Origin of the sequence: Kitasatospora sp. NPDC001547 (genome assembly GCF_042894165.1) — a bacterium.
Taxonomy (GTDB): Bacteria; Actinomycetota; Actinomycetes; order Streptomycetales; family Streptomycetaceae; genus Kitasatospora.
The window spans coordinates 50,189-74,039 of the sequence record NZ_JBIAVL010000030.1 but is presented as its reverse complement, the minus strand read 5'-3'; the positions used below and the strand labels follow the sequence as shown (position 1 = coordinate 74,039).

18 protein-coding genes and 1 pseudogene are annotated in these 23,851 nt (G+C 72.0%); 7 read left to right on the top strand and 12 right to left on the bottom strand.

The window, feature by feature from the left end:
- Positions 1-145 precede the first annotated feature (145 nt).
- The 6 genes from ACFY0X_RS33430 to ACFY0X_RS33405 form a co-directional block, all read right to left on the bottom strand.
- Positions 146-277 carry a hypothetical protein gene (locus ACFY0X_RS33430; protein ID WP_387760227.1) on the bottom strand — a complete coding sequence of 44 codons (132 nt, stop codon included), beginning with the start codon at positions 275-277 and terminating at the stop codon, positions 146-148.
- Positions 278-421: 144 nt separating this feature from the next.
- A complete protein-coding gene (locus ACFY0X_RS33425) occupies positions 422-1,087 on the bottom strand; it encodes a hypothetical protein (RefSeq protein WP_387760225.1) in 666 nt (221 codons plus the stop codon).
- A 265-nt stretch (positions 1,088-1,352) separates the two neighbouring features.
- On the bottom strand, positions 1,353-2,531 hold the full coding sequence (locus ACFY0X_RS33420) for a protein kinase (protein ID WP_387760224.1): 1,179 nt from the start codon (positions 2,529-2,531) through the stop codon (positions 1,353-1,355).
- A gap of 183 nt (positions 2,532-2,714) precedes the next feature.
- Positions 2,715-3,044 (bottom strand): DUF6247 family protein, encoded by a 330-nt coding sequence (locus ACFY0X_RS33415; RefSeq protein WP_387760223.1) that lies wholly within the window; start codon positions 3,042-3,044, stop codon positions 2,715-2,717.
- A 114-nt stretch (positions 3,045-3,158) separates the two neighbouring features.
- Positions 3,159-3,917, bottom strand: coding sequence for a hypothetical protein (locus ACFY0X_RS33410; RefSeq protein ID WP_387760222.1), 759 nt, complete (start codon positions 3,915-3,917; stop codon positions 3,159-3,161).
- On the bottom strand, positions 3,914-4,555 hold the full coding sequence (locus tag ACFY0X_RS33405) for an RNA polymerase sigma factor (RefSeq protein WP_387760221.1): 642 nt from the start codon (positions 4,553-4,555) through the stop codon (positions 3,914-3,916). The genes ACFY0X_RS33410 and ACFY0X_RS33405 overlap by 4 nt, the downstream gene beginning before the upstream one ends.
- A 365-nt stretch (positions 4,556-4,920) precedes the next feature.
- On the opposite strand from ACFY0X_RS33405, the gene ACFY0X_RS33400 reads away from it, so the two are divergent.
- The gene (locus ACFY0X_RS33400) at positions 4,921-5,403 is read left to right on the top strand and encodes a transposase (RefSeq protein WP_387760220.1); all 483 of its coding nucleotides are present in this window, start codon (positions 4,921-4,923) and stop codon (positions 5,401-5,403) included.
- 58 nt (positions 5,404-5,461) lie between these two features.
- On the opposite strand, the gene ACFY0X_RS33395 is transcribed toward ACFY0X_RS33400, so the two are convergent.
- A complete protein-coding gene (locus tag ACFY0X_RS33395) occupies positions 5,462-5,914 on the bottom strand; it encodes a hypothetical protein (RefSeq protein ID WP_387760219.1) in 453 nt (150 codons plus the stop codon).
- A gap of 320 nt (positions 5,915-6,234) precedes the next feature.
- Positions 6,235-8,016: an RHS repeat domain-containing protein gene (locus ACFY0X_RS33390; RefSeq protein ID WP_387760217.1), complete on the bottom strand. Its 1,782-nt coding sequence runs from the start codon at positions 8,014-8,016 to the stop codon at positions 6,235-6,237.
- A 189-nt stretch (positions 8,017-8,205) separates the two neighbouring features.
- Between ACFY0X_RS33390 and ACFY0X_RS33385 the strand changes: the two genes are divergently transcribed.
- Complete coding sequence (locus tag ACFY0X_RS33385) at positions 8,206-8,988, top strand: IS5 family transposase (RefSeq protein ID WP_285739362.1); 783 nt, start codon at positions 8,206-8,208, stop codon at positions 8,986-8,988.
- On the opposite strand, the gene ACFY0X_RS33380 is transcribed toward ACFY0X_RS33385, so the two are convergent.
- The gene (locus tag ACFY0X_RS33380) at positions 8,954-9,448 is read right to left on the bottom strand and encodes a hypothetical protein (protein WP_387760215.1); all 495 of its coding nucleotides are present in this window, start codon (positions 9,446-9,448) and stop codon (positions 8,954-8,956) included. The two genes, ACFY0X_RS33385 and ACFY0X_RS33380, sit on opposite strands and share 35 nt — an antisense overlap.
- Positions 9,449-9,613: 165 nt before the next feature.
- Here ACFY0X_RS33380 and ACFY0X_RS33375 point away from each other — a divergent pair.
- A pseudogene (locus tag ACFY0X_RS33375) lies at positions 9,614-9,973 on the top strand (NUDIX domain-containing protein); the annotation flags it as partial.
- Positions 9,974-10,158: 185 nt separating this feature from the next.
- On the opposite strand, the gene ACFY0X_RS33370 reads toward ACFY0X_RS33375, so the two are convergent.
- The 3 genes from ACFY0X_RS33370 to ACFY0X_RS33360 form a co-directional block, all read right to left on the bottom strand.
- On the bottom strand, positions 10,159-10,890 hold the full coding sequence (locus ACFY0X_RS33370) for a methyltransferase (protein ID WP_285739360.1): 732 nt from the start codon (positions 10,888-10,890) through the stop codon (positions 10,159-10,161).
- A gap of 393 nt (positions 10,891-11,283) precedes the next feature.
- On the bottom strand, positions 11,284-12,087 hold the full coding sequence (locus tag ACFY0X_RS33365) for a class I SAM-dependent methyltransferase (protein ID WP_285739359.1): 804 nt from the start codon (positions 12,085-12,087) through the stop codon (positions 11,284-11,286).
- Positions 12,088-12,116: 29 nt separating this feature from the next.
- A complete protein-coding gene (locus tag ACFY0X_RS33360; protein ID WP_285739379.1) occupies positions 12,117-17,402 on the bottom strand; it encodes a type I polyketide synthase in 5,286 nt (1,761 codons plus the stop codon).
- Positions 17,403-19,043: 1,641 nt separating this feature from the next.
- On the opposite strand from ACFY0X_RS33360, the gene ACFY0X_RS33355 reads away from it, so the two are divergent.
- From ACFY0X_RS33355 to ACFY0X_RS33340, 4 genes are all read left to right on the top strand, one after another.
- Entirely contained in the window at positions 19,044-19,436 is a 393-nt protein-coding gene (locus ACFY0X_RS33355; protein WP_285739358.1) for an SsgA family sporulation/cell division regulator, read from the top strand.
- 47 nt (positions 19,437-19,483) lie between these two features.
- Complete coding sequence (locus ACFY0X_RS33350; protein ID WP_387760213.1) at positions 19,484-20,608, top strand: hypothetical protein; 1,125 nt, start codon at positions 19,484-19,486, stop codon at positions 20,606-20,608.
- A gap of 258 nt (positions 20,609-20,866) precedes the next feature.
- On the top strand, positions 20,867-22,258 hold the full coding sequence (locus tag ACFY0X_RS33345) for a tetratricopeptide repeat protein (protein ID WP_285739356.1): 1,392 nt from the start codon (positions 20,867-20,869) through the stop codon (positions 22,256-22,258).
- A gap of 582 nt (positions 22,259-22,840) precedes the next feature.
- Entirely contained in the window at positions 22,841-23,818 is a 978-nt protein-coding gene (locus ACFY0X_RS33340) for a hypothetical protein (protein WP_285739355.1), read from the top strand.
- Positions 23,819-23,851: the final 33 nt, after the last annotated feature.

Here is a 23,851-nt window from a genome sequence, read left to right as displayed (position 1 = left end):
ACAAAACAACTTCACACACAACCCTCCCTCTTCAACAACGCCTTGTTGTATTTGCTCGTCAACACCCACCCGCAATTCTCCTTTTAAAAAACGGGGGGGCGGGGGGGGGGGGCCCCGGCGGGGGCCGGCCCACCACTGGGCGAATTCAGTCCAGGCGCCAGCCGTTGCGGAAGTCCTCGAGCGCTTCGGTGTTCTTGGGGAGCTGGGCGGCGACGATGGCCGCCAGCGCGGCTTGCTCGACGGCGGTGATCCACAGGTGCCCGGCTCGGGTACCCACGCCCAGCTGGTTGCCGACGAGCTTCGCGAGGCCTTCGCGCTGCTCGGTGGAGACCTCGTCGAAGCCGGAGAGCAGGAGTCCGGCGAGCGCGGTCTCGGTGGTGTGGGCGTGGGACTACCGACGCAGCACCGCGGGGTCGATGGCTCAGACGACCGGGTCCGGGCCACAGGTGGCGCAGCGTCGGCGTCCGGAACCACGGGCGCGCAGTTGCTCGGTGGTCAGCAGTTTCGGTAGCCGTTCCCAGCTGGCCGTGTCGGGGTCGGTGGCCAGCTGTTCCTGGAGGGTGGCGAGGCGGGCTTCGGGGCCTTGGAGGGTGGGGCAGTCCCAGCGGTGCAGGCGCGTGCCGTTAGTGGGGATGGCGTAGATGGCGCCGGCGTCCCGTTCGGCGCGCCAACGGGCGATGTCCTCCTCGGCGGTGCGCAGCTCGTAGGCACGGTGTCGGCAGCGGCTGCACTCGTTCTCGGGATGGGTGTAGCAGGCGCAGGCGCCGCATGTGGCACAGCGGGTGCAGGACTGCCATCGCCGGTCTTGGCGGAAGTGGTGCGGGGTTATGGTGCGGTGCTTGCTCGCGCCGTGGACGAGGAAGTCGACCGCGCCGGCGGCGGCGAGTTCCTCGGCCAGATCTTCCAGATGCTCGTTGGCGACGCCGACCAGGGCAGCCAGGTCGTCCCAGGTGTGCTCGGAGTCGGCGGTGGCCTGAGCGAGGACGACTGCGTACGTGAGGCGTGCCTGCGGTGTCAGCTTCTTATCCAGCAGCACCGCCGCGTCGGCGATGACCTCACGCCCGCTTCCCGTCCGGAACACCGGCATTCTCGTTCCCCTTCACCTGCGGATTCGTCCTTCGGAAAGGTATCCCAGGCGAAGTGGGGCTGGGCTGGCACCGATGAGGCAGGCATCTGGCCGGGGGGGGGGCAGGCCGCTGGTCAGGACGTCCAGGTCGCTCAGGCCGGTGGGCAGGCTGGCCTGAGCGTCGACGTACGAGCCCCGCCCCGGCACGGGCGGCAGGGCACGCCCGTCACCCATGGGACCGGGAAGATCGAGGGGCCGACCGACCCAGGAGCTGGCCGGCGGCCGGTCAGTGCACGATGTGCACGGTGACGTAGAGGTCGCCGTTCTCGCCGCCGTTGGTGCCGCGCTCGCCCAGGCCGCGGAGCCGGACGCACTGTCCTTCACGAAGGCCGGCCGGGAAGCGGACCTGGTGCTCCTGGACGCGCTTGGGCACGAGGCCGGTCCCGCGGCACAGCGAGCACCAGCCGTTGTCCTGGCGGCGGGGGTCGCCGGCGCAGTCAGGACAGGTGCTCCGGGCGTTCTGCCGCAGCGGCACGGTGGCGCCGTGCCGGGCTTCCTCCCGGCTGAGCGTGACGTCGGTGTTGTAGTCCTTGCCGCGCCGGGGCGCATGGCGGCCGTAGTAGCGCTCGCCGATCTCGTTGAGGGCGGTGCGGGCCTGGTCGGCGTCCTGGGGACGGTCGTCGGGGTTCTTGGCGAGCAGGCGGGCGACCAGGTCCTCGAGTTCGGGGTAGACGTCGGGGCGCAGGGCGCGCAGGTCTGGGGGTGGCTGGGTGGCGTGTTGGTGGGCAAGGTTCCAGAGGGTGGCGCCGGTGAACGGGGGTGCCCCGGTGAGGGCTTCGTGGAGGACGCAGCCGAGCGCGTACAGGTCGGAGCGGTGGTCGAGCTCGCCGCTGAACGCCTCGGGGGCCATGTAGGCCGGGGTGCCGATGAGGACGCCGGTGGTGGTGATGTCGTGCTTGGGCTCGGAGCTCTTGGTAATGCCGAAGTCGACGACCTTCGCGGTGGAGGCGGCGGACTCGTCGTCGAGGACCACGATGTTGGCGGGCTTGATGTCGCGGTGGACCAGGCCGGCGTCGTGGGCGGCGGCCAGGGCGTCGGCGACACAGTAGGCGATGTCCAGGGCCTCGGCCCGGCCGAGCGGTCCGTCCTGCAGCACGGTGGAGAGCGGATCGCCGTCGATCAGTTCCATCACCAGGTAGGCCACCTGGCGGTCGTCGTGGACGGTGGAGCCGAAGTCGTGGACGGTGACGATGCTCGGGTGGGACAGGCCGCCGGCGACCGCGGCCTCGCGGGCGAACCGGGCGACCTGGCGGCTGCCGTCGGGGCTGCCGTCCGCGGTGAGGACCTTGACCGCGACCCAGCGGTCGACCTTCGGGTCGTAGGCCTCCCAGACCTGGCCGAAGCCGCCCGCTCCGATCCGCTCGACGAGCTTGTAGCGCCCGTCCAGCACGGTCCCCGCTTGCACGAACTCCCCTTCCGGTAGCGGCCGGTGTGTCCGGTCCGTCGGTCACGCTACGCGGAACTCCCCGCCTGGGGCAGGAAGAAACCCAAACGATGGCCGGAGCGCCGGCCGTACGCTGATGGCCGGGCCCCTCACGTCGACGAGCGTGAGGGGCCCGGCCATCTCCGGGGCGCTGCTGCGATGGGGTCAGGGTCCGGCGATCACCCAGGTCACGGCGGCGCGGAGCCGGGCGAAGGACTCGGTGGCCGGGGTCCAGTGCTGGCTGCCGATCGGTGCGGCGAGCGAGGCCATGGCCTCGGGGCTGGTGCGCAAGACGAGGCGGTGGCGGTAGGTGGAGATCACCTCGGCGACTGCGGCGAGGTCGCCGGTCGGGGAGGCGTCGAGGGCGTCGGCCAGGGCCTGCTCGAAGGCCTCGCGGTTGCCGGGCAGGCCGTAGCGGGACAGCGTGGTGCGCACCTCGTGCAGGGTGGCCGGCCTGGCCGGGACGGGGCTGTCGTGGGCGGGCTGGGTGGTCACCGGGGCCTCCTCGGTGATGGCGGCCGCCGTGGTGGCGGGCCGCAGATACGACGGTAGCGGGCGGCGGGTGCCGGTCGGGTCGGCCGTGCCACCGACCTCGGGCCCGCGGGTGATCTACGGCATCGCGGGACGGCAGCAGGGGCCGGTGCGGTGGCGGTGGAGTGCTTCGGCGAGCGGGCCCGGGTCGACCGCGGGGGTGCGCCCGAAGTCCGGGTCGCGGCTCGTCGGCAGGCCGGCCAGGGCCTCGCGGATGCTGGAGCACAGGCCGTGGGTGGGCTGGAAGCCCTCGTAGGCGGCCATCACCGCCGTCCGGACGTCTTGGCGGTCGGAGAGCTGGCGGGCCTGGTCGTGCCAGTGCCGCGCCTCCCCTTGGTCTCCGCGGCCCGCGGACAGAAGTGCGAGGGCGTAGGCGGCTTGGAAGCACCCGGCGCCGGCGGCCAGCTGCCACCACGTGCGCGGCCCGTCCGCCAGCGAGCGGCGCATGATCGCGCCGTCCTCGTCGTCTCCCTCGTGGACGGCGAGGTGGCACAGCGCGCCGAGCACGAGCGCGCCGTGCAGTTCGATCGCCGGTGTGTCGGCCAGCTCGGCGATCCAGCCTGGGGCCCGGGCGTCCTCCACCACGAGGTGGCACAGCGCCAGCAGCTCGAATCTGGCGCGGTCCAGACGCGCCGCCACCGACAGCGCGGGCTGTGTTGGGGGCCGCCGTGCGAGGCGCGCGGCGATCCTGGCCGGCGCGTCGTCGAGGTAGGCGGCGGCCCGGCTCCTGCCCTCGGGCAGGCGGACTTCCGCGAGCGGCGCCCAGGTCCGGCTGGAGTCCGTGGCCTCGCGGACGGCGTCGGCCTGCGTGTTGACGGCGCTGCGGATGTCGATCACTGTTCTTCCGCCTCCTCGGCAGTCTGTTCGTCCAGGCCCAGCGCCGCGGCCAGCTGGCGGCGGGCGTCGCGGCGCAGGCTGTACACCCCGCCTCGGGTGATACCCATGATTCGCGCGGCGGTGACGATCGGATAGCCGAGAACGTAGGTCAGCACGACCCCGTCGTGCTGCCTTCCCGGCAGGTCGCCGATCGCCGCGAACAGTCCGATCCCGCTCTCCAGGGCCTGGAATGCCTCCCGAGCGTCGCCCATGGCGACGGCGAACGCGGCCTCGGTGAAGGCCGACGGCCGGGCGCGGTGCTCGAGCGCGTCGTCGACCGTCGCCCGCAGCACGCCCCAGCAGAACTCCTCGACGTTCTCCTGGCGCAGCACCGTGTCCCACGTGGCGGCGAGGTCGGCGAAGACGTCGTCGACCAGGCCGTCGGCGGCGTCGGCGTCGCCGAGGTGGAGGTGCGCGTACTTCCAGTACGCCTCGCCGTGCATCACCATCAGGGCGACCAGTTCGTTGGGCAACATGGTGTCCGCCGCGAGGTCCCCGGTCTCGGAATCGGGTGTCGGCTCGGGAGGGTCCTGGTGGGCTTGCGGGCTCGGGGCATCATCGTGCGCATCAGCGCGACCGCCGCCGTCGATGCCGACCATGGTCTTCCGTCCTCCCGCCCGGGGCCCCGGACCGGCCCTCGGTTCGGGCCGCGAGGCCTGTTCGAGATCAGGAAACCGACTGGACACCCCGTTTCTGCAGGCCGGGCAGAAGTTGAGCAAATCTGACTGAAGATCAACCATCTTGACCGACCGATCCCCACTCGGCGAGGCCCAACGGTCGCCCGAGCACACCGTTCGGTCGCAGCCGGACCAAACCGAAACACAACGGTCGGAGGCGCGCCCGGTGCCGTGAGTCCACGAGGCGGTCGTCGGCACCACCCGGCCCGCCGGCGCGAAGGCCATCGCGCGCCCACCTCACCCGGCCCGGAACCGGCCGAGCGTCTTCGGCGAGCAACCGCCGGCGCGTGATCACAGCCGCAGCCCTCACCTCGGCTGCCGCCGAGGGCTTCATCCCTGTCGCAGACGCAACCGGCACGGCCGCCTGTCCGGCCGGCCACGCCGTCCCGCTCTCACCGGACCGCGGCCCCACGCTGCCCCGCACGGCGAACTTCGGCCGCCACTGCACCGGCTGCCCCTTGCGTGACCGCTGCACGACCTCGAAGACCGGCAAGAACCTGCGGATCCAACCCGGCTACGACCTGCAACGAACCGCCCGCCGGCAAGCCGCCGACCCGGCCTGGCACAAGGCCTACCGCCGCTGGCGGCCACCGGTCGAACGCGCCGTCGCCTGGCTCGTCGGCCACGGCAACCGCCGCCTGCGCTATCGAGGAACCATCAAGAACAACGCCTGGCTCCACACCCGCGCCGCCGCCCTCAACCTCCGAACCCTGATCAACCTCGGACTCACCCACAACGGCACCACCTGGCAAATCCGGGCTGTCGCCTGACGGCGACAGCCCGGATCACACCAAGATCTTCATCTAGTTGCAGTCATGAATCGACATTCTAACCATCAACCTCAGATGCAATCTGCACGGTGTCGGGTGGCCAGCGATGGCCAGCCTCGTGCAGATTCTTCAAAGCAGTAAGGTCATTGGCCACTAGTACTTGAGCCAACCGGGCTGCTGCAGCGACTACGGTTGGCCAGTCCGGAGAGTCAAGGTAGACATCGTCAGAGGCATCAGCACCAACCGAGTCCTGAACCACACCGTAGGCAGCGCCAAGACGTGCCATTAGCTCGGCTTCCTCGACGGTTCGAAGGCTATATCCCAGACAGGGGAATGGATTTTTCGCATCACAGAAGTCGTCAAAGAGCACGTGTACGGTGTAGTCGAGATCTTCGAAATGATCCGGGTTGAGCCACACCTCTCGCTGCCACGTCGGACTGGCTAGCGCCACGACGGCAGGCACGACATGGAGACGATGGTGGGGGAGGGCGATGCCTTGATCAATCACCATCCCAGAGTACCGTACTCGCGATCAAATATACAGGGCACGGCCAGTGGAATGCTTTCCACATCCCGAAGCCTGAACGTTCCGCCCGTCGACTTGTCCTCTCGGGACGAATATACTGCGCAAATGGGAGGAGAAATCGCTCAGTCTGTCACCTTTGAATGGCGTGAGAATAGCGACTTCGCCTGCGGGGTGCTCGGCCGAGAAGGCCCGACCGAGCACCAATGTTAAACATTTGCCTTCTGTTTGATAGATTTACGGGGAAGCGCCTTGTTGAATCACCCTGAAATTAGCAAAGATTCAGAACGGCGGATGGGATGTGAAGCCTATCCAGGGGAGTACCAATTCTTCCAGGTGAGCCAGTCCTTGAGTGGAATGTGGGCCATGTATGCATTTTGCTTGACGGAGCCGTCGATCGGCTTCCCGTCTCGGCCAATGATCTTACCGCGGTAGTTGACTACGACGTGATCGATCTGCTGGTAGTCCTGCGAGTTATTCGGGTTGCCTTGGTCAATGCGAACGCCGTTTCCCTTTCCATCATTCCAGCGCCACCCGACGCCCTTCTGGGTCGGCGTTCCGCTTCCCCAGGCGTCGGGGAGTCTAGTTTTGCCACTCTCGGGAATCCAAGATGAATCCGATTCGGAGAGCAGCTTCCCTGCATCGTCAGCCAGCCCGCGGGCGCCGTCTACAGCTGCCGCTATTCCGGGGACCGCGATTGCGGCCCCGCCAGCCATGGAGGGCGCACCTACCGGGCATAGGACACCCGTTCCGCACTCTGCGGCACCTGTCGCGAATAGCGCCCCACCAAATCCAGCGGCAGCGGATCCGCCTGCCATCTCGACGCCGTGCGCGATTCCTGAGAGAACGTTGGTCGTCTTCTGGAAGTGATCGGCTCGATCCGCATTGTCGCGCTGCCACTCGGCTTGCGTGTGGCACCCTCGCCTATCAAGGCAAATATTTTTATTATTGTAATCCCAGTACTGCTGAAGAATTCCCTTTAGGACCTGCCAGTCCCAGAAACTGAGCTCGCCTCTAGGGGTCCCGCAGTCACCTGGTTTGCATCCGCCGCCATTATTGGGAGTCAGCCCCTGCTGGGCACCCCATTCAAGATTGGCACTGCCGCCACAAGTGCCGCCCTGACAGCCATTGCCTGGCGAGTATCCATAACAAGCGCCTTCGGTGCCGCAACCCTCCGGCTTGAGCCCTGACGGGTCCAGCTTGTTGACAGGATCGTTGTCGCCGTAGGCGTAGCCGTTGATCTGTTGCGGACTTGCGAGGTCTAGGACCGGGTCCACTGAGATGAAGCGGCCGTTGGCTGCGTCGTACTCGCGGGCTCCGAGGTGGGTGAGGCCGGTGGTGGCGTCGTTGGTGCCGCCGACGAAGCCGCGTTCGGTGGGCCAGGAGGCCGGTTTCTTGCCTCGGGGGGTGCCGAAGGGGGTGGTGTCGCCTCGGGTGTAGGCGAGGTTGTCGGCGCTGATGGTGAGTTGGGCGGTTCCCTGCTGGTCGGGGATGAGGTAGTTGAGGGTGCCGTCGGAGGCCTTGACGATGGTGGCGCCGGCGATGGCGATGTAGCGGGTGCCGGTGACCTTGTTGGTGGTCTTGTCGAGCTTGAGTTCCTGGCCGTCCAGGTAGAGGGTCACTGCGTCGGGTTCACGGCGCAGGAGGCGGTTGCCGTCGGCGTCGTAGAGGAAGGTTGTGCTCTTGCCCGCGGTGGTGGACTTGGCGAGGTGGCCCTCGGTGTCCCATTCGAGGGCTTGGTCGCCGTCGGCGGTGACGCGGCGGACGGTGTTGCCGGCCTCGTCGTAGGTGAAGGTGTCGGTGCGGGCTCCGGTGCCGGTGATGTCGACGCGGGAGAGGGCGTGGGGTCGGGTGCTGCCGGGGGCGGGGTAGGTGGAGGTGCGCTGGGTCTGGTCGGTCGGCGGGTTCTGGAGCGTCTGGGTGAGCTGGCTCCAGGCGGTCCACCTGCTGGTCGTGTAGGACCGCTTGGTGTAGTTGAGCGTTCCTCCGGCGAGCGTGATGAGCTTCAGTGGCCGTTGCTCTATCGATCTTGGTGAGCGTGAGTTCGAGGTCGTCGACTCGGTCGGGTGATCTTCTGGCCGACTGCGCATGAGAGTGGGGCCTCCCGTGCAGCTCGTGGGTGTCGAATCCAACCGAGCAACAGGAGGCCCCTGGTGCTGCAGTCTTTCGTGCCCGTGCCGGTGTCGTCCAACTCCGGTGCCCTGAGGTGTGATTGCCTCGCTCATCGGTTCGGGAACGCCGGGGACCGTCCGCACAGGCGACCGAGGTATCCGTCCGACATGAGCGACGCGGAGTGGGCCGTGGTGCGCGACGTCATGCCCGTTCCGGGATGGTTGGAGGGCCGGGGCGGGCAGCCGGAGGGGTACTGCCACCGGCAGATGGTCGATGCTGTGCGCTACCTGGTCGCGGGTGGCATCACCTGGCGGGCGATGCCCGCGGACTTCCCCGCATGGGACCGCGTCTACGCCTTCTTCGGGCGCTGGCGGGACAAGGGGCTGGTCGCCGAGTTCCACGACCGGCTGCGGGACCGGGTCCGCGAGGAGGCGGGCCGCGATCCGGAGCCGACCGCGGGGATCGTCGACGCCCAGTCGGTGAAGGGCGCCGCGTCGGTGCCGGCCGCCACCCGGGGATTCGACGGAGGGAAGAAGGTGAACGGCCGCAAGCGTCACATCGTGGTGGACACTCTCGGGCTGCTGCTGACGGTGATGGTCACCGCGGCCTCGGTCACCGACCGCGAGGCCGGCCAGACGCTGCTGGCCCGGCTACGCGAACGGCACTGGCGCATCACGCTTGTGTGGGCCGACGGCGGCTACACCGGACGTCTGGTCGACCTCGCCCGCGACGTCCTGAGCCTCGCGCTGAGCGTGGTCAAACGCGGCGACGACACCACGGGCTTCGTCGTGCTGCCGAAGAGGTGGCTGGTCGAGCGGACGTTCGCGTGGCTGATGCGCTCACGCCGACTCGCCCGCGACTACGAGGGCCGCACCGACACCTCGGAGGCGGTGATCCGCTGGTCGATGAGCATGGTCATGAGCCGACGCCTCGCCCGGCGAGCACGCTGAACATCCCGGGCTGTTCCTCGGCCAGCCAGCCCCGCGCGGCCAGCCGCTTCGCCTTCGACCGCACCCCTTCCACCTTCGCCGGAACCGGCTCCAGCCCGAGTGCTGCCGCGAGTTGCCGACAGTCCATCACTTCCCCGCACGACCCGTTGCGGCCGGCGAGAGCATCCATGATCCGCTGATAGTCCGGCGCCAGCACCGCGGGGACGAGACCCTCCCGCCAGTGCGGCACCATCGAACCCGGCGCCGCTGCCGGGACTCGCGCCGGCCGCTCAGTGGCCGTCACGACCGGCACCTTTTCGTCACCCCCGCGGGGTCCCGTCAGGACCTCGGCCACCGTCTCGCGGGCGATCACGAGCCGCTCCCACACGGACTCCGCCTCCCGCAGCTCGGCCTGAAGGGCCTCCACCCGCTGCCGAGCCGCGCGTTCGCGCTCCTCCAGCAACCCCATCACCGACGGCATCCCGGCACCTCCACCGAAGAGACGACACGACACCTCGTCCCTGCCGCCGAAACGCCAAAACTATGCCTGAACTGCAGATATGCAGCCATCACTCTCGGAAAGACAACGGCTTCTGAGCTGCGCGCCAAGCTCCCGGCGGCGGGCCTGACCGGCCGGCCGGAGCCTGTGAACGCCTCCGCCGTCATCCACAACGGCCGCGGCGAGTACCTGCTGCACCTGCGGGACAATTTCGCACATATCTGGGCGCCTGGTGAGTGGAGTCTGCTGGGCGGTGGCCGGGAAGCGGGCGACGCCACGATCGAGGCGACGCTGCGGCGCGAACTCGCCGAGGAGGCCCCCGGGCTGCGCCTCGGCGCGGTCGAGCCGCTGACCGTCGAATGGACCACAGACCGGCACGGCCTGGCCGTCCCCATCCAGATCTTCACCACCCGCCGGGAGGGCCACCCCGACGACGCGGACCTACGCGAAGGCGTCCTGCTCCACTGGGTGAGCCCCGAGGACCTGCACCGCCTCCACCTGCGCGACTCCACTCGCCACCTCCTCCAGGAGCATGCCGCCACCCACGCCACCGTCCGCCCGCCCGCACCCCGAACCCAGCCCACTGCCGCCTCGGTGCGCCGCGCGGCCGCGGCGGACGCCGACGAGTTGGCGCCGCAGGCCCGGCAAGTTGCACGCCGACAATGCCTACGGCCACCGGCGGAAGGAGCGTTTCACCGGGTGCCTTCGAGGACGCCGTACGGGAAGGAGACGGGGCGGACGCTGCGCAGGGTGAGGCCGGCGGCGTCCAGGAGGGCTGCGTATTCGGTGACGGTCCGCTCCCGGCCGCCGGTGAGGACGAGCATGCTGATGTCGCTGACCAGGGCGGGAACGGCCTCTGCGGGGCTGTCGGGGATCATCCGTTCCACGAGCAGGATCCGGCCGTCCTCGTTCATCGCCCGGGCGCAGTCGTGCAGGATCGTGGCGGCGCGGGTGTCGTCCCAGTCGTGGACGATGTTGGCCATGACGTAGACGTCGCCCCCCGTGGGGACGCGGTCGAAGAAGTCGCCCGGCTCGATCCGGCAGCGGCCGGCGAGGTCGGGGGCGGTGAGCAGCGTGTTGGGGCGGGAGGTGACGGCGGGGGAGTCGAACAGCACGCCGTCGAGGTGGGGGTGCTGCCGCAGGATCTGTGCCAGCAGCATCCCGTTGCCGCCGCCCACGTCGACGACGGTGCGGGCCCGGGAGAAGTCTCCGGCCTCGGCCACGGAGGGGGCGAAGGCGGCGGTGCGTTCCGCCATCGCGGCGTCGAAGGCGGCCCCGTGGTCCGGGTGGTCGCGCAGGTAGGAGAAGAGGTCCGTACCCAGGGCGGCGTCGAAGCCGGGTTCGCCGGTCTTGACGGTGTCCAGGATGGGCGCGAACGGGGCCACGCCGCCGAGCACCTCGGGGAGGGTGGCCCAGGAGCGCATGCTGGCCGGCACCCCGGTGCGCAGCCGCTCTCCCAGGACGGGTCGTGCCGAAGGCGCGGGAGCCGGTCTCCTCGAACACCCCCAGGGCGGTCGGCAGCCGCAGGACACGGTGGAGCGTGGGTTCGTGGGTGGCGGTGGCCCGGGCCAGTTCCCGGGTGGTCACCGGGCCGTCGGCGAGCAGGTCGGCGATCCCCAGTTCGGCCACGACGTGCAGGGCGCGGGAGATGTGGATGCCGCCGAGCAGCGAGAGCATGTGGTTGCGGCGGCGTGTTCTGCCTCGGTGGGGGCGTCCTGTTCATGGGGGAGTTCTCTTCAGGGTGTGCTGGCGGTTGGGTCGGAGGCACTCGGTTCCGGTTGCCGGGGCTTGCGGCGCAGGCTCCGGCAACCGGGGGGTCAGCGCTCGGGGCGGCGTCCCCAGGTGGTGAGCATGGTGATGAACGGTTCGTGGGTGCCGGGCCGGGAGAGGTGGCGCAGGGCGTCCCGGAGCGTCTCCGGGGCGAAGCCGTCGGCCAGCATGGCGGGTCCGCCCTCGCGGAGGGTGAGGGCGGTGAAGCGGCTGCAGTCGGGTTCCGTGTGGACGGTGGGGAAGTGGGCGGCTGTCCTGATGTCCCGCAGTCCGAGGTCGTGGAAGGCGCCCGGCCATCGAGAGGCGCAGTGCGGATCGGTGCCGATGGTCTCGGCCAGGTTCCGCCACAGTGCCTGGACGCTGGTGCGATAGGCGTCGTGGTGGGAGTGTTCGCCGCCCGTGGCCTCGGCGTCGGAGACGACGAGCAGACCGCCGGGTCTGAGCCAGGAGACCAGGCGCCGCAGGACGGTGTCGCGTTCGCGCAGGTGCATGAGGGTGAAGCGGCAGTGGACCAGGTCGAACCGGCCCGGGTCGAGGCCGGGGTCGGTGACGTCGCCCTGCAGGACGCGTACGTTCGGCGGCGCGGATCGGAGCAGGAAGTGGGTGTCGCGGTCGAGAGCGGTGACCTGGTACGGGCCGCCCGGCATTGCGGCCAGCCAGGTGCTGATGGTGCCGGTGCCCGCGCCGACGTCGAGGCAGGTCGCGTGCGGGGGGATGTCCAGTCCGGTGAGGACGGCGCGGCTGGCCGGGTCGAAGACGGTGGCCAGGTAGCCCAGGCGTTCGCCCTCGTCGGCGTTGGCGCTGGCGTAGAGGGACTCGCCGTACCGCTGCTGGGGGGGTTGTGCGGTCATGGTCGATCTCCTGGGTAGGGTGCCGCGCTTCAGGGCGCGTTCGAGTCGCTGCGGGCGAGTTGCCCGGCGGCGTAGCGGGCGATGGCGGCGACGGTGGGGTGGTTCCAGACCAAGGTGGCCGGCATCGGCGTGTGCAGGCGCTGTTCGAGCTGGACACGGAAGCGGACGGTGAGGAGGGAGTCCATTCCCAGCTGGGACAGGGGGCGGTTGTCCGGGAGGGCGTCCGGTTCGCCGCCGAGGACGCGGGCGGCCGCCCGCCGGACTTCGGCCGTGATCGCGTGCTCCAGTTCCGCGCCGTCGAGTCCGGCGAGGGGATCGGCCTGCGGCGCGGGGGCCTGCAGGTCGTCGGTGGGCAGGGGGAGGGCGCCGAGCAGGGGCGGGCGGAGGTCGGCGGCCTGGGGCTTCAGCGCCAGCACCGCGAAGTCCGCGGCGGCGGGGACGGTGGGCGCGCTGAGCAGGTGCGGCAGGTGGCGCAGGGCCTGGGCGGCGGTGATGTCGGCGGTGCCGCGGGCGGCGAGTTCGGCGTCGGTGGCCGCCGCGGAGGTGGACATGCCCTGGCCGCGCCAGCTGGTCCACGCGACGCTGACCGTCTCGTGGTGGCCGCCGGTGTTGCGGTGCCGGGCCAGGGCGTCCAGGAAGGAGTTGGCTGCGGCGTAGGAGCCCTGCCCGGGCAGGCCGAGCAGCGGTCCCAGGGAGGAGTAGAAGACCATGAAGTCCAGCTCCCCGGGCGGGAAGAGGCGGTGCAGGGCGAGGGCCCCGTCCACCTTGGGCCGCATGACGCGACCGAGCGCAGCTTCGTCGAGGTGCTGCAGCATGGCGCTCTCGACGGTTCCGGCGGCGTGCACCACGCCCCGGACCGGGGGGAGCTCCAGTCTCCGCAGCAGTCGCTGCAGGGCTGTCTCGTCGGCGACGTCGACGGCCGGGGCCAGGACGGTCGCCCCCTCGGCCTCCAGGGCCCGCACGGCGCGGATCCGCCGCTGGAGCGGCGAGCCCGGTTCGGCGCGGTCCCAGGTGTCGCGGGGCGGCAGGCCGGAGCGGGACAGCAGGAGCAGACGGCGGGCGCCCTGGGCTGTCAGGGTCGCGGCGGTCAGCAGGCCCAGGGCTCCGAGCCCGCCGGTGACGGCGTAGGTGGCGTCGGACTGGCAGGCTGCCGGGCGGGGTCGGGCGGACCTGCCGCTGGGGAGCAGGCGCCGCGCCTGCACGCCGCCCTCCCGGAGGCAGAGGATGTCCTCGGTGGGCCGCGCCGTCAGGAGGCGCAGCACCGTGGACGCGTCGGCATCGGTGAGGGCGCTGGCGGGCAGGTCGATGGTGCCGCCCCACCTGTCGGGGTGCTCACCTGCCGCGACCCGGCTCATCCCCCACAGCGGCGACCGGGCCAGCGCGGCCGATCCCTCGGCCTCGCGGACCCCGCGGGTCAGGCACCAGATCCGGGGCCCGCCGGGCGGCTGGCCGGGACCCAGGAGGGCGCGCAGGTGCCGGGAGAAGGCTGCCGCGGCTTCATGGGCCGCCTGGGCCGTCGGCAGGCCGTCCACGGTGCAGGCGACGAGGACGTGGTCGGCGCGGGCCGACTGCTCCGGCCGGAGGTCCGTGCTCGTTTCCAGGAGGGCCTCGGTCGGCGACCAGTGGTGCCGCAGTTCGTCCTCCAGCTGCCGGTCACCGACGAGCAGGACACGGGAAACGCGGGGCGGGACGGGGGCGGCCGGCACGTTCACGGGGAGCCAGCCGACGTCGGCGGCCACCAAGGTGGCGGCGTCCTGCTCGGGGTCCTCCAGCGGGGCGTAGCGCAGGCCGTGCAGTTCGGCCGAGGCCGGTCCGTCGGTGCCGGTCAGCCGGACGTCGGCGGTGTCGGGGCTGTCCGGCCGCCGGTGGACTTCGATCCGTGCCTCCGTCGGGGCGGGGGCGGTCAGGGACAGCCGGTCCAGGTGCGCGGGCATCCGCAGCAGCGGCGCGCCGCCGAAGACCAGGGACGCCAGCGACAGGGCCGCGTCGAGCAGGCTGGCCCAGCTCGCCGGGAACTCGTCCCCCTCCGGCACGGCCCGGGCGCGGGCCAGCAGCACCCCTTCGCCTCGGTGCAGGGAGATGATGTGCCAAGGGAAACCCATGGCGGCGACGCCGAGGTCGGACAGTTGCCGTACCACCCAGTCACGGGGCAGGGCCTGGTTTGCCGGGACCGCGGGCAGGGCCGGGGCCGCGCAGTCCCGCGTGCCGGACGCCGCCGTGGACGCGTTGGCGGACGTGGTGGCCACTGTGGCGGAGCAGTGGTGCTGCCAGGCCTCCGTATCGGCCTGGCCGGAGTCGTCGAGCAGGCGCGAGGAGAGGGTCAGCCTTCCGGCCTGCCCCAGCACCTGCAGTTCGCGGGCACCCTCGTGGGGCACGGCGACGGGGATGCGCAGGTCGACGTCGATCAGGTCGGGGAACGCATCGCCGTCGCCCAGTTCCCGGGCCGCGTGGGCGAAGGTGTGCAGCAGCACGGCCGCCGGGACGATCTCGGTGCCCGCCACGGGGTGCGCCCCGGGATAGGGGCGGCTGTCCCGCTCCAGTACGGTGCGCCACAGCCGTAGCGGCGGGTGGTGAACGGCCGTCACCTCGCCCAGCAGCGTGTGCGCCTGCGGGTCGTGGTACCGCGCGCAGGACCGCTCCGGTGCGGCGGAAGGTCCGGCGCGGTGGTGTGCGCGCTCCCAGACCGTGCCCGGGAGCCGGGTGAGTCGGCTGTGCGGGTGCAGGCGTTCCCAGTCCACCCGCGCGCCCTGGCAGTACAGGGCGGCCAGCGAGGAGAGGAGGACGGCGCGTTCGCCGCGCCCGCGGCGTAGCGTGGGCAGGACGACGGTGCCGTCGACGGGGGCGGTCTCCGTGATGGATCCGGCCACCACCGGGTGCGGCGAGACCTCCAGGAAGGTGCGGTGACCGTCCTCCGCCGCTGCCCGGACCGCCCCGGCGAAGCGCACCGGCTCGCGCAGGTTCCGCGCCCAGTAGGCGCTGTCCCGGGGCGGGGCCGAGCGGGGGTCGTCGCAGGCCGTCGCGTACAGCGGCAGGCGCGGTGCGCGCGGGCTCAGGTCGGTCAGGGCCTGTTCGAGCCGCCGGGCGGGCACCTCCATCTGCGGGCTGTGGAAGGCCACGGTCGACTTGACCGGCCGTACTCCGTGTCCGGCCCGCTCCCACTGCCCGCACCAGCGTTCTACGGCCTCGGCCGTTCCGGACACCACGGTCGTGGTGGGAGACGCCTCGACCGCGCAGGAGATGTCCTCGCACCCCTTCAGGTCGCGCGCGACCTCCTCGGACGGCAGGGTGACCATCGCCATGGCACCCAGGCCGTCGAAGGCCCGCAGCAGGGCTGAGCGGCGGCAGACGAGGCGGGCCCCCTCCTCCTCGGTCAGCACGCCGGCGACTACCGCGGCGGAGATCTCCCCCACGGAGTGGCCGATCACCGCCCCCGGCCGCAGCCCGTACCAGCGCCACAGCTCCGCGAGTCCCAGCTGCACCGCGACCAGGGTGGCCTGGATCCGGTCCACGCCGTCCAGGGATCCGTCCTCGATGACCTGGCGGGGGGTGAAGCCGATCTCCTCCTGGTACCAGGGGCCGAGCCGGTCGATGGTACGGGCGAACACGGGCTCCTGGACGAGGAGTTCCCGGCCCATCCCGACCCACTGCGAGCCGTGCCCGGAGAACACCCAGACCGCGTCCTGCGCCTGCGCGGCGGGCGCGTCCGCGATGACCGCGCCCGGTGTGCCGGGGCCGTCCGGATCGGCGACTGCGCGCAGACCGGCGACCAGGGTGGCCCGGTCGTCGGCCACGACGGCCGCGCGACAGGGGAGGTGGGCGCGGCGCAGCGCCATGGTGTGGCCGATGTCCGCGAGTTCCGCCGTGGGCCGTGACAGCGCCTCGGCGAGTTCACGCGCGTGGACCTGCAGCGCGGCGGGGCTGCCCGCTGACAGCGGGTACACGCGCGGCTCCTGCGCCGCCGGTGCGGCCGGGCCGTCCGGTGCGGCGGCCCGCCGGTGGGGCGCTTCCTCCAGCACTACGTGGGCGATGGTGCCGCCGTAGCCGTACGACGCCACGCCGGCCCGCAGCGGCCGTCCGTCGCGCGGCGCCAGCGCCGTGCGCCCCGTGACCAGCCGCAGGCCCGATGCCTCCCAGTCGATGGCGTCCGTCGGGCCGGAGAACACCTGGTTGGGCGGGACCGTCCGGTTCCGCAGGACCAGCACGGCCTTGATCAGCCCGGCTATCCCGGCCGCGGCCTCCAGGTGTCCGATGTTGCCCTTCACCGCACCGACCAGGCAGGGCCCGCTCCCGGCCCGACCCGGCCCCAGCACCGCTGCGAGCGCCCTTGCTTCGAGCGGGTCTCCCGCGCGGGTGCCCGTTCCGTGCGCCTCGACGTAGTCCACCTCCGCCGGGTCCACCCCGGCCGCGGCGTAGGCGCGGCGCAGCAGGTGCTCCTGCGCGGACCCGCTGGGCGCCATGATGCCCTCGGTGCGGCCGTCCTGGTGGACGGCGCTACCCCTGATCAGCGCGAGGACCTCGTCGCGGTCCCGCACCGCGTCGGACAGCCTCTTCAGGACCACGACCCCGCACCCCTCGCCGCGCCCGTAGCCGTCCGCGGCGGCGTCGAAGGGCTTGGAACGACCGTCGGGGGCCAGCGCGCCGGCCCGGTCCAGCACCACGGTCAACCCCGGTCCCGTCATCAGCATCACGCCGCCGGCCAGCGCCAGGGGGCACTCGCCTGCCCGCAGGCTCAGGCACGCCTGGTGGAGCGCGACCAGCGACGAGGAGCAGGCGGTGTCGACGGCCATGCTCGGACCGCGGAGGTCCAGGGTGTGCGAGATCCGGTTCGCCACCCCGCACAGCGACGCACCGATCCCGGTCCACGCCTCGATCCCGGCCAGGTCCTCCAGCAGGGGCCGCCCGTAGTCGTCCGACCCGACCCCCATGAACACCCCGGCGTCCCCGCCCGCCAGCGCTTGCGGATCGATCCCGGCGTGCTCCAGCGCCTGCCACGCCACCTCCAGGGCCATCCGCTGCTGGGGGTCCATCAACCTCGCCTCACGCGGGGCGATCCCGAAGAACGGCGCGTCGAAGCCGTAGATGTCCCCGGCGAGGAACGATCCCGACCGCGTGGCCGAGGCCAGCACCCGGTCCTGCGCCGGGCCGCGGCCCGCGTAGTCGGCCCACCGCTCCTCCGGAACCGGGCCCACGCTCTCGCCGCCCTCCAGCAGCAGCTTCCAGTACCCGTCGAGCGTTGCCGCCCGGCCCGGGAACCGGCAGGCGGCCCCGACGACGGCGATGGCTTCCACCTCGCGGCCCGTCACCTTTGCTTCCATGGTCAACTCCAGACGTTCTCGTTCAGCTTTTCATTTCAGCGAAGGGCGGGGAGATTTTTCGACCGCGCACGCCATGAGCCGGAAATACCGCCGACCACGCTTCGCCACGATCGGCCGGTCAATCAAATACGCCGGTTTCCCGCCCTGCGGCGCCTTACCGTACGAGCACGGCTCGGGAAGGAATGCCGGACCAGCCAGCCGATCAGATCGGTCGGGTGTCTGTCGCCGACGCACGGGACGCACCACGGGAAAGATGCAGGCGAACTGATGCCATTCATTCACCGACGACCCGCGGGCCCGTGGCGATCCGGCGGCGGCTGGTCGAAGGCCGTCGAGCGTCGCCGTCCACACCGACTGCCGCGCCCAGCGGCAGGCCCGCCTCGCGCAGGGGCAGAGGGCACTACCGCTCTTCGTCGAGACTGCTGTCCCGAAAAGCGCTCAGGCACTGGCTCCGGAGTGGGCACCCGGCACGTCTGCCACTACGAGCAGGGGTGCCGGTGAGGCCCGTTTCGCACCCTGGCCCGGCGATGCTCCGCCGGGCCGCCGGACCCGCAGGACGGCGAGGTGCCCGGTCAGGGCGGGGCCGCCCCCGGTCCGCTCCGTACGCCGATCACGGCGCGGTGGTGGAATCCGTACAACGGTTGATCACTCTCCTTGCTTTCCGAGGATGGATCTCCATGTCCGGGGGCCACGGAAAACAGCCACCACCGACACGGGGCCCGAATACGCCGGTCGATCCGCGATGGGTGATCAATCCGGTGAATTCAGCCGGGGGCATTCGAGGTGTCGGCCCGCCGGAACTTCGGATCGGCGGCAACTCGTCCTGTTTCGCTCCCCATGGGGCGAGACCGCTCCGCGCGTTCCCCACCTGATCCGATTAAAGCCTCGGAGGGATCTTTTTTCATACCTCCGGAAAGATGTCTGCGGTGAAACCCGGCACGCGCTGAAACCGCGGGCCCAGGAGCGGGCCACCCGTGTGACCCATGAGACCGACAGGGCCCATGGTGCGACTGCTGGGGCTGGGGTTGCTCGGGAGGGCCAGTGGGAGGGCCCGCCTCCCTCCCCCTGCGATCCCGGTGCCGCACGCCGCACGCCATGCGCACGCCCGTACGGGCGCACCTGCTCTCCCCCGCGCCCCTGCCGCCGCCGGAACGAGGGGCGACCGATCCCGACGTGCCGCAGCCTCGCGCCCGGCCTGCCCGCACGTGGCGCCGTGCGCACCCGGCCGAGCCCCGGTCCGGGCGGAAGAGGGACGCGCTTGCAGCGAGGTCGCCCCACCGCGCCCGGGAACAACCGCGGACCGGAGAAGGGCGGGCCCTGGTCGGCTCCGGTCGGGCCGGGCTGCGACCTGCTCGGCCGCGAGGTCCCCTCCAAGCGCGGTCACCTTCGAACCCGACGCCACCCGATCGTGTACGCCCTGCCAGTGGAGCCGGCAGCGGCGCCGTCCCCTACGGGCCGAAGCCGACCTGCGCGTCAACATCTCGCCGACCAGCGCGCACCCGCGGCCCGCCCTCGGCCGGACGTGGCCGGGGCGGGCGTAGCGTGGTCGGCTCCCACCGGCCGTGCGAGTGCTGTGCGGCCGGCTGGTGCGCGGATCGGCTCGGAAGGGGTGGCGTGGTGGGCGGTTGGACGGTGAGAGCGGTGCGGGTCAGGTTCCCGGAGAGCCCTTCCCCGGACCTGGAGGTGGACGCGCTGCTGCGCTACGCCAGCCAGGACCCGTTCGCGGTGTGCCTGACCTTCCCCTTCGACGACGGTTTCGTGGAGCGGTACTTCTGCCGGGGCTTGCTGGAGATCGGCCGCCACCAGGAGGCCGGCCTCGGCGACGTCACCATCGCCCCCGGCAAGAGCGGCACCGTGATCGTTCGCCTGCACGGCGCCCACGGCTCCACTTCCGTCGTCGTCCCCACAGACGACCTCGGCGCCTTCCTCGCCGACGCCTACGCACTGGTCCCCGTCGGCGCCGAGCACCTGCACCTCGACCTGGACACCGTCCTCGTCCGCCTCCTCGCCCCGCCACGGCGCAAAGACGCCTGAGCGCAGCGGAACTGACACATCGAAGAATCGGCAAGAAGCAGGAACCCATGAACAGGACACGGCTTTCGGAAGTCTTCGCGCTGCCAGGGCTCGGGGACGAGGACCTCTACGCGGTCAGCGGCTTCGTCCATCCCGTCCGCGGCCCAGTGCGCTGCCCGGCCGCCCCGCTGGTCGCCGCGGTGCCGACGGAGGACGGACTCCCCCTGGCGGTTCGGGACCTCGGCCCGGTTCCCGTCGGGTCGGCCGGCCCGGGCCGGTCCGGGGTGCTGGTGAGCACGACGTACCTGGACGGCGACGGCGACGCGACCGGGATCGCGGTCGTCGGCGGCTCCTGCCGGACCGGGGCGGCGCAGGCCCTGGTCCGGTCCTGGTCCGCAGCGCTCAGGACCCGGCGCGCGATGGTGGCCCGCCCGCCCCGGCCCTGCCCCGACAGCCCTTACGCAGTCGTCGAGCTACCCGTCCCGCGCGACGGCTCCGCACCGCCCGCCCACCCCGGCGCAGCGACGCCCTGCCCCGCGCCCGCCCTCGCCGGGGCCGCGGTCCGCCGCTACCTCGACGAGGGCGACGCCGTCCTGCTGGTCGGCCCGGGCCGCTCCCGGCCCTGGGCCCCGGACGGCCGTGTGCTCGAACTGGCCCGGGTCGAGGACGTCGAACGGCTCGTGCTGCCCGTCGGCGTCCGGCCCGCGTTCGTGGTCCGGCCCTGCGCCGTCGTCGACGACGTCACCCCTCTGCTGACCGCGCTGCGGGCCAGGTTCCCCGAACTGCGCGGCCAGCACCCCGACCAGTGGTGCCACCGGGCTTCCGCGACCCGCTGGGCGCACCGGGCGGTCGCCGCGGCGAGCGACCTGACCCTGCTGCTCGGAGAGGCCCGGGTGGATGCCGCCACCCTGCCGACGGGCGCGCGGGTGCGCCGGGTCCGCGGGCTCGGCGACCTGCTGCCGGCGGAACTCGCCGCCGCCGCAACCGTCGGCCTGATCCCGGCCGCTCCTGCCGTCGGCACGGCGAACGGGGACGACATGGACACCGCGCTGCTGGACGCGGTCCTACAGGTACTCACCGGGCTGGGTCCGCTCGGCATCGTCGAGCACCGGGTGTGGACCGAGGTGGTCCCCCTTCCCACAGCGCCGTCCGCGCCCGTCTGCGCCGACCGCGCGCCCCGGCACCGGGACTGATCGCGCGCCCTTCGGGCACCGGCACGCAGGCGAAGGCGAAGGCGGAGGGAGGGTGCGCCGCCTGGTGCGGCCCGTGGCGTTGAAAATCACGGTCCGCTGAAACCGCCCTCCGGCCGTCCTCCCTGGTCACCGCGGTGGCCCGCGGCAGCCTCCACCGCGGGCCACCGCCTTTCTGGTGGTGCGGCAGCGGGACGTGTCACCATGCGGACTGGAACCCGACCGGAGTCCCGCACGCGTACCCGGACGTAAGGGGTGTGCATGACATCGCCGCGCCGCCCGAACGATTCGCTACGGGCCCTGCTGGCCGAGGCCCGTTGGAGCGCGGCCGACCTGGCCACCGAAGTCAACCGGGCCGGCTGGGAGAGCGGTAGGCCCCTCGGTTTCGACCGCTCGACCGTCGCCCACTGGCTCTCCGGAACCCGCCCCCGCGGAACTACCCCGCAGCTGATCACTGAGGCGCTCTCCCGCCGCCTGGGCCGGGTCGTCACCTTGGCGGAGGCGGGCCTGGACCGCACCGCGCCCGCCGTGCCCGCCCTGCCTGCCGCCCCGGCCCGCCCGGTCGAACTGACCCTGCGCCAACTCGCCCAGTCGAGTCGGCGGGCGAGTCGGCAGACGGAGGAACCGGCCGCCTACTCCGTCGCGCTGCTCGACCTCCCGAGCCTGGCACCCGCCGACGGTACGGACGCTGCCCACGTCCCCGGCCCACGGCCTGCGCCCCCCGCCACTCCCCCGTCGCACCGGCCCGTCGAGCGGCACGAGGTCGAGGCGGTCGAGACGCTGGCCCAGCTCTTCCACTCCTGCGACATCACCTTCGGCGGCGGCCACAGCCGCACCGCCCTGGCCGGCTACCTGTCCGCCGACCTCGGACCCAAGCTGCGCCGCCCGGCCCCGCCCGCGCTGCGCCGCCGCCTGCTCACCGCCGCCTGCCGACTCGCCTACCTGTGCGCGTTCATGCACTTCGACGACAACCTCCAGGTCCTCGCCCAGCGCTACTACCTGGTGGCGCTGGGACTGGCCGCGGAGAACAACTCACCGCTCGACTACGCGATCGCGCTGCGCGGCCTGTCGGTGCAGGCGGACGCGCTCGGGCACAGCGCCGAGGCCACCACGCTCGCCGAACGGGCCCTGGAAACCCTGCGACACGACCCGCTGCGGCAGGCCTTCGTCCACGGGCAGCTCGCCGTCGCGCAGGCCCATCGGCACGCCAGGACCGAGGCCTTGAGATCCCTCGACGCGGCCGACGACCTGTTGGACGGGCGCAACAACGCAGCGGACGAAGTGGTCGGACGCTACCACCGCGGTGCGCTGCTGCGGCAGCGCGCCACGGTGCTGGAGGCACTCGGCGACCCAGCCGGCGCGCTGACGGCCCTGGGGAGATCGCTGCGCTTCCGCCCGCAGGAGGAGCACCGCTCGCGCGCCGTCGTGCTGGCCGACCTGGGCCGCCTGCACCTTCAGGCCGGACACCTCACCGAGGCGGTCGACAGCTGGCACCGCCTGCTCGACGAGTACCCGCCCCTGCACAGCCGACGAGTGGACCGCGCGCTGACCGCCGTGCGCGGACAGCTGCGCCCGTACGCCGACGACGCCCGGGTACGGGGCCTGCTGCACCGCCTGGCCGGCCCACGCGTCCCCCTGCAGCACCAGCCCTGACAGACCCGCTGTGTCAGCGGGCCGCCGGGTGTTCGTGGCGAACAGGGCGGCCAGGACGGTGCCGATCTCCGAACCGGTGCCGTGGAGGCATGCGGCAGTGCTGCAGGCCAGGACGCTGCCCGGACCTGCCTCGATGAAGTAGCGGAAACCGGCCGCGACCAGGGGCGAGTGTGCGGGGCAGGCAGGTGGGCAGGTCAGGCAGCCGACGAGGCGGGCGGGCAAGTCGTCGTCCGGGGTGTAGTAGGCGGGACTCCCGGCCCGAAGCTTTCTGCTCAGTGCGCCAAGGATGAGGCCCGCCACCAATCGCAATGGTGAAACAGGACCGACGCTGGGAAGGGCACCCCCGTACAACGACGCAGCCCTCCACCACCCAGGGCGCCCGGACCACTCGCCGGAGAACAGACGGCGCACGAGGTGTACCCCGCCGCGCCCTCCACGACTCCGTACCCCCGGAAGTGACCCACTACCCCTCCATCGATCCGATACACCAGTCCGAGGACCTGGCATACAGTGCGCCGCAAGCGAAAGCCCTCGGAAGGGAAGGCAGTTGATGAAACGTTTCTCCTTGGCTGGTGTAATCGCATGACCGCAGAGAACCGTCGCACGCCGGGGTCCCACCGCCCCGGGCGCCCAGTCGACGCCCCGCCCCTCGCCGTCCCCCTGCTCTCCACCGGTCCGCTCGGCACCGCCGACGTGGAACGGGCCGAGGCGGCCCTCCTCGCCTTCCACCGCTCCGACCTCGCCCACGGCGGCGGCCGGGACCGCCGCCAGCTGGCCGCGTACCTGGCTCGCGAAGTCCTGCCCCGTCTCCGACGGCCCGGCCCGACTGCCGTGCGGCTGCGGATGTACCAGGTCGCCGGACAACTCGCTTACCTGTGCGGCTTCATGCACATCGACGACCACCGCCACGAGCAGGCCCGGCGGTACTACGCGACCGCGCTGCGCCTGGCCACCCTCGGCGGGGTGCCCACCGACCGCGCCGTGGTGCTGCGCGGCATGTCCGTCAGGGCCCTCGCGCTCGGCGACGGCCCGGGCGCCCTCGACCTGGCCTGGGCCGCCACCCGCTGCGCCGCCCCAGCCGGTCAACGGTCTTTCCTATTAGGCCAGTTGGCCGTCGCGCTGGCCCGGAACGGCGCCCGCCACCAAGCCCTGCGGGCGCTCACCTCGGCCGAACGCTTCCTGGACCGGGCCACCGGTCCTGCCGACGCCGCGGTCGGCGTCTTCCACCAGGCCGCGCTCCTGCGGCAGGAAGCCGCCGTCCGCGAACTGCTCGGCGACCTGGCCGGCGCGGTCACCGCTCTTCAGCACTCGCTTCCCCACCGGCCGCCCGAGGAGGTCCGTTCGTATGCCATCGTCCTCACCGACCTCGCCGTCCTGCTGGAACGCACCGGACACCTCACCGAGGCCACCGCCACTTGGCACGACGTCCTCGACCTCAGCCCTCACCTCTCCAGCGCCCGCGTCGACCGGGCCGTCACCGCCATGCGCGCCCGTCTGCGCCCGAACGCCGCACAACCCGCCGTCCACGCCCTCCTGGAACGCACCGACCACCGGGCGTGAGCCACCCCTCGGGCTTACCGCTATCATGGCGGC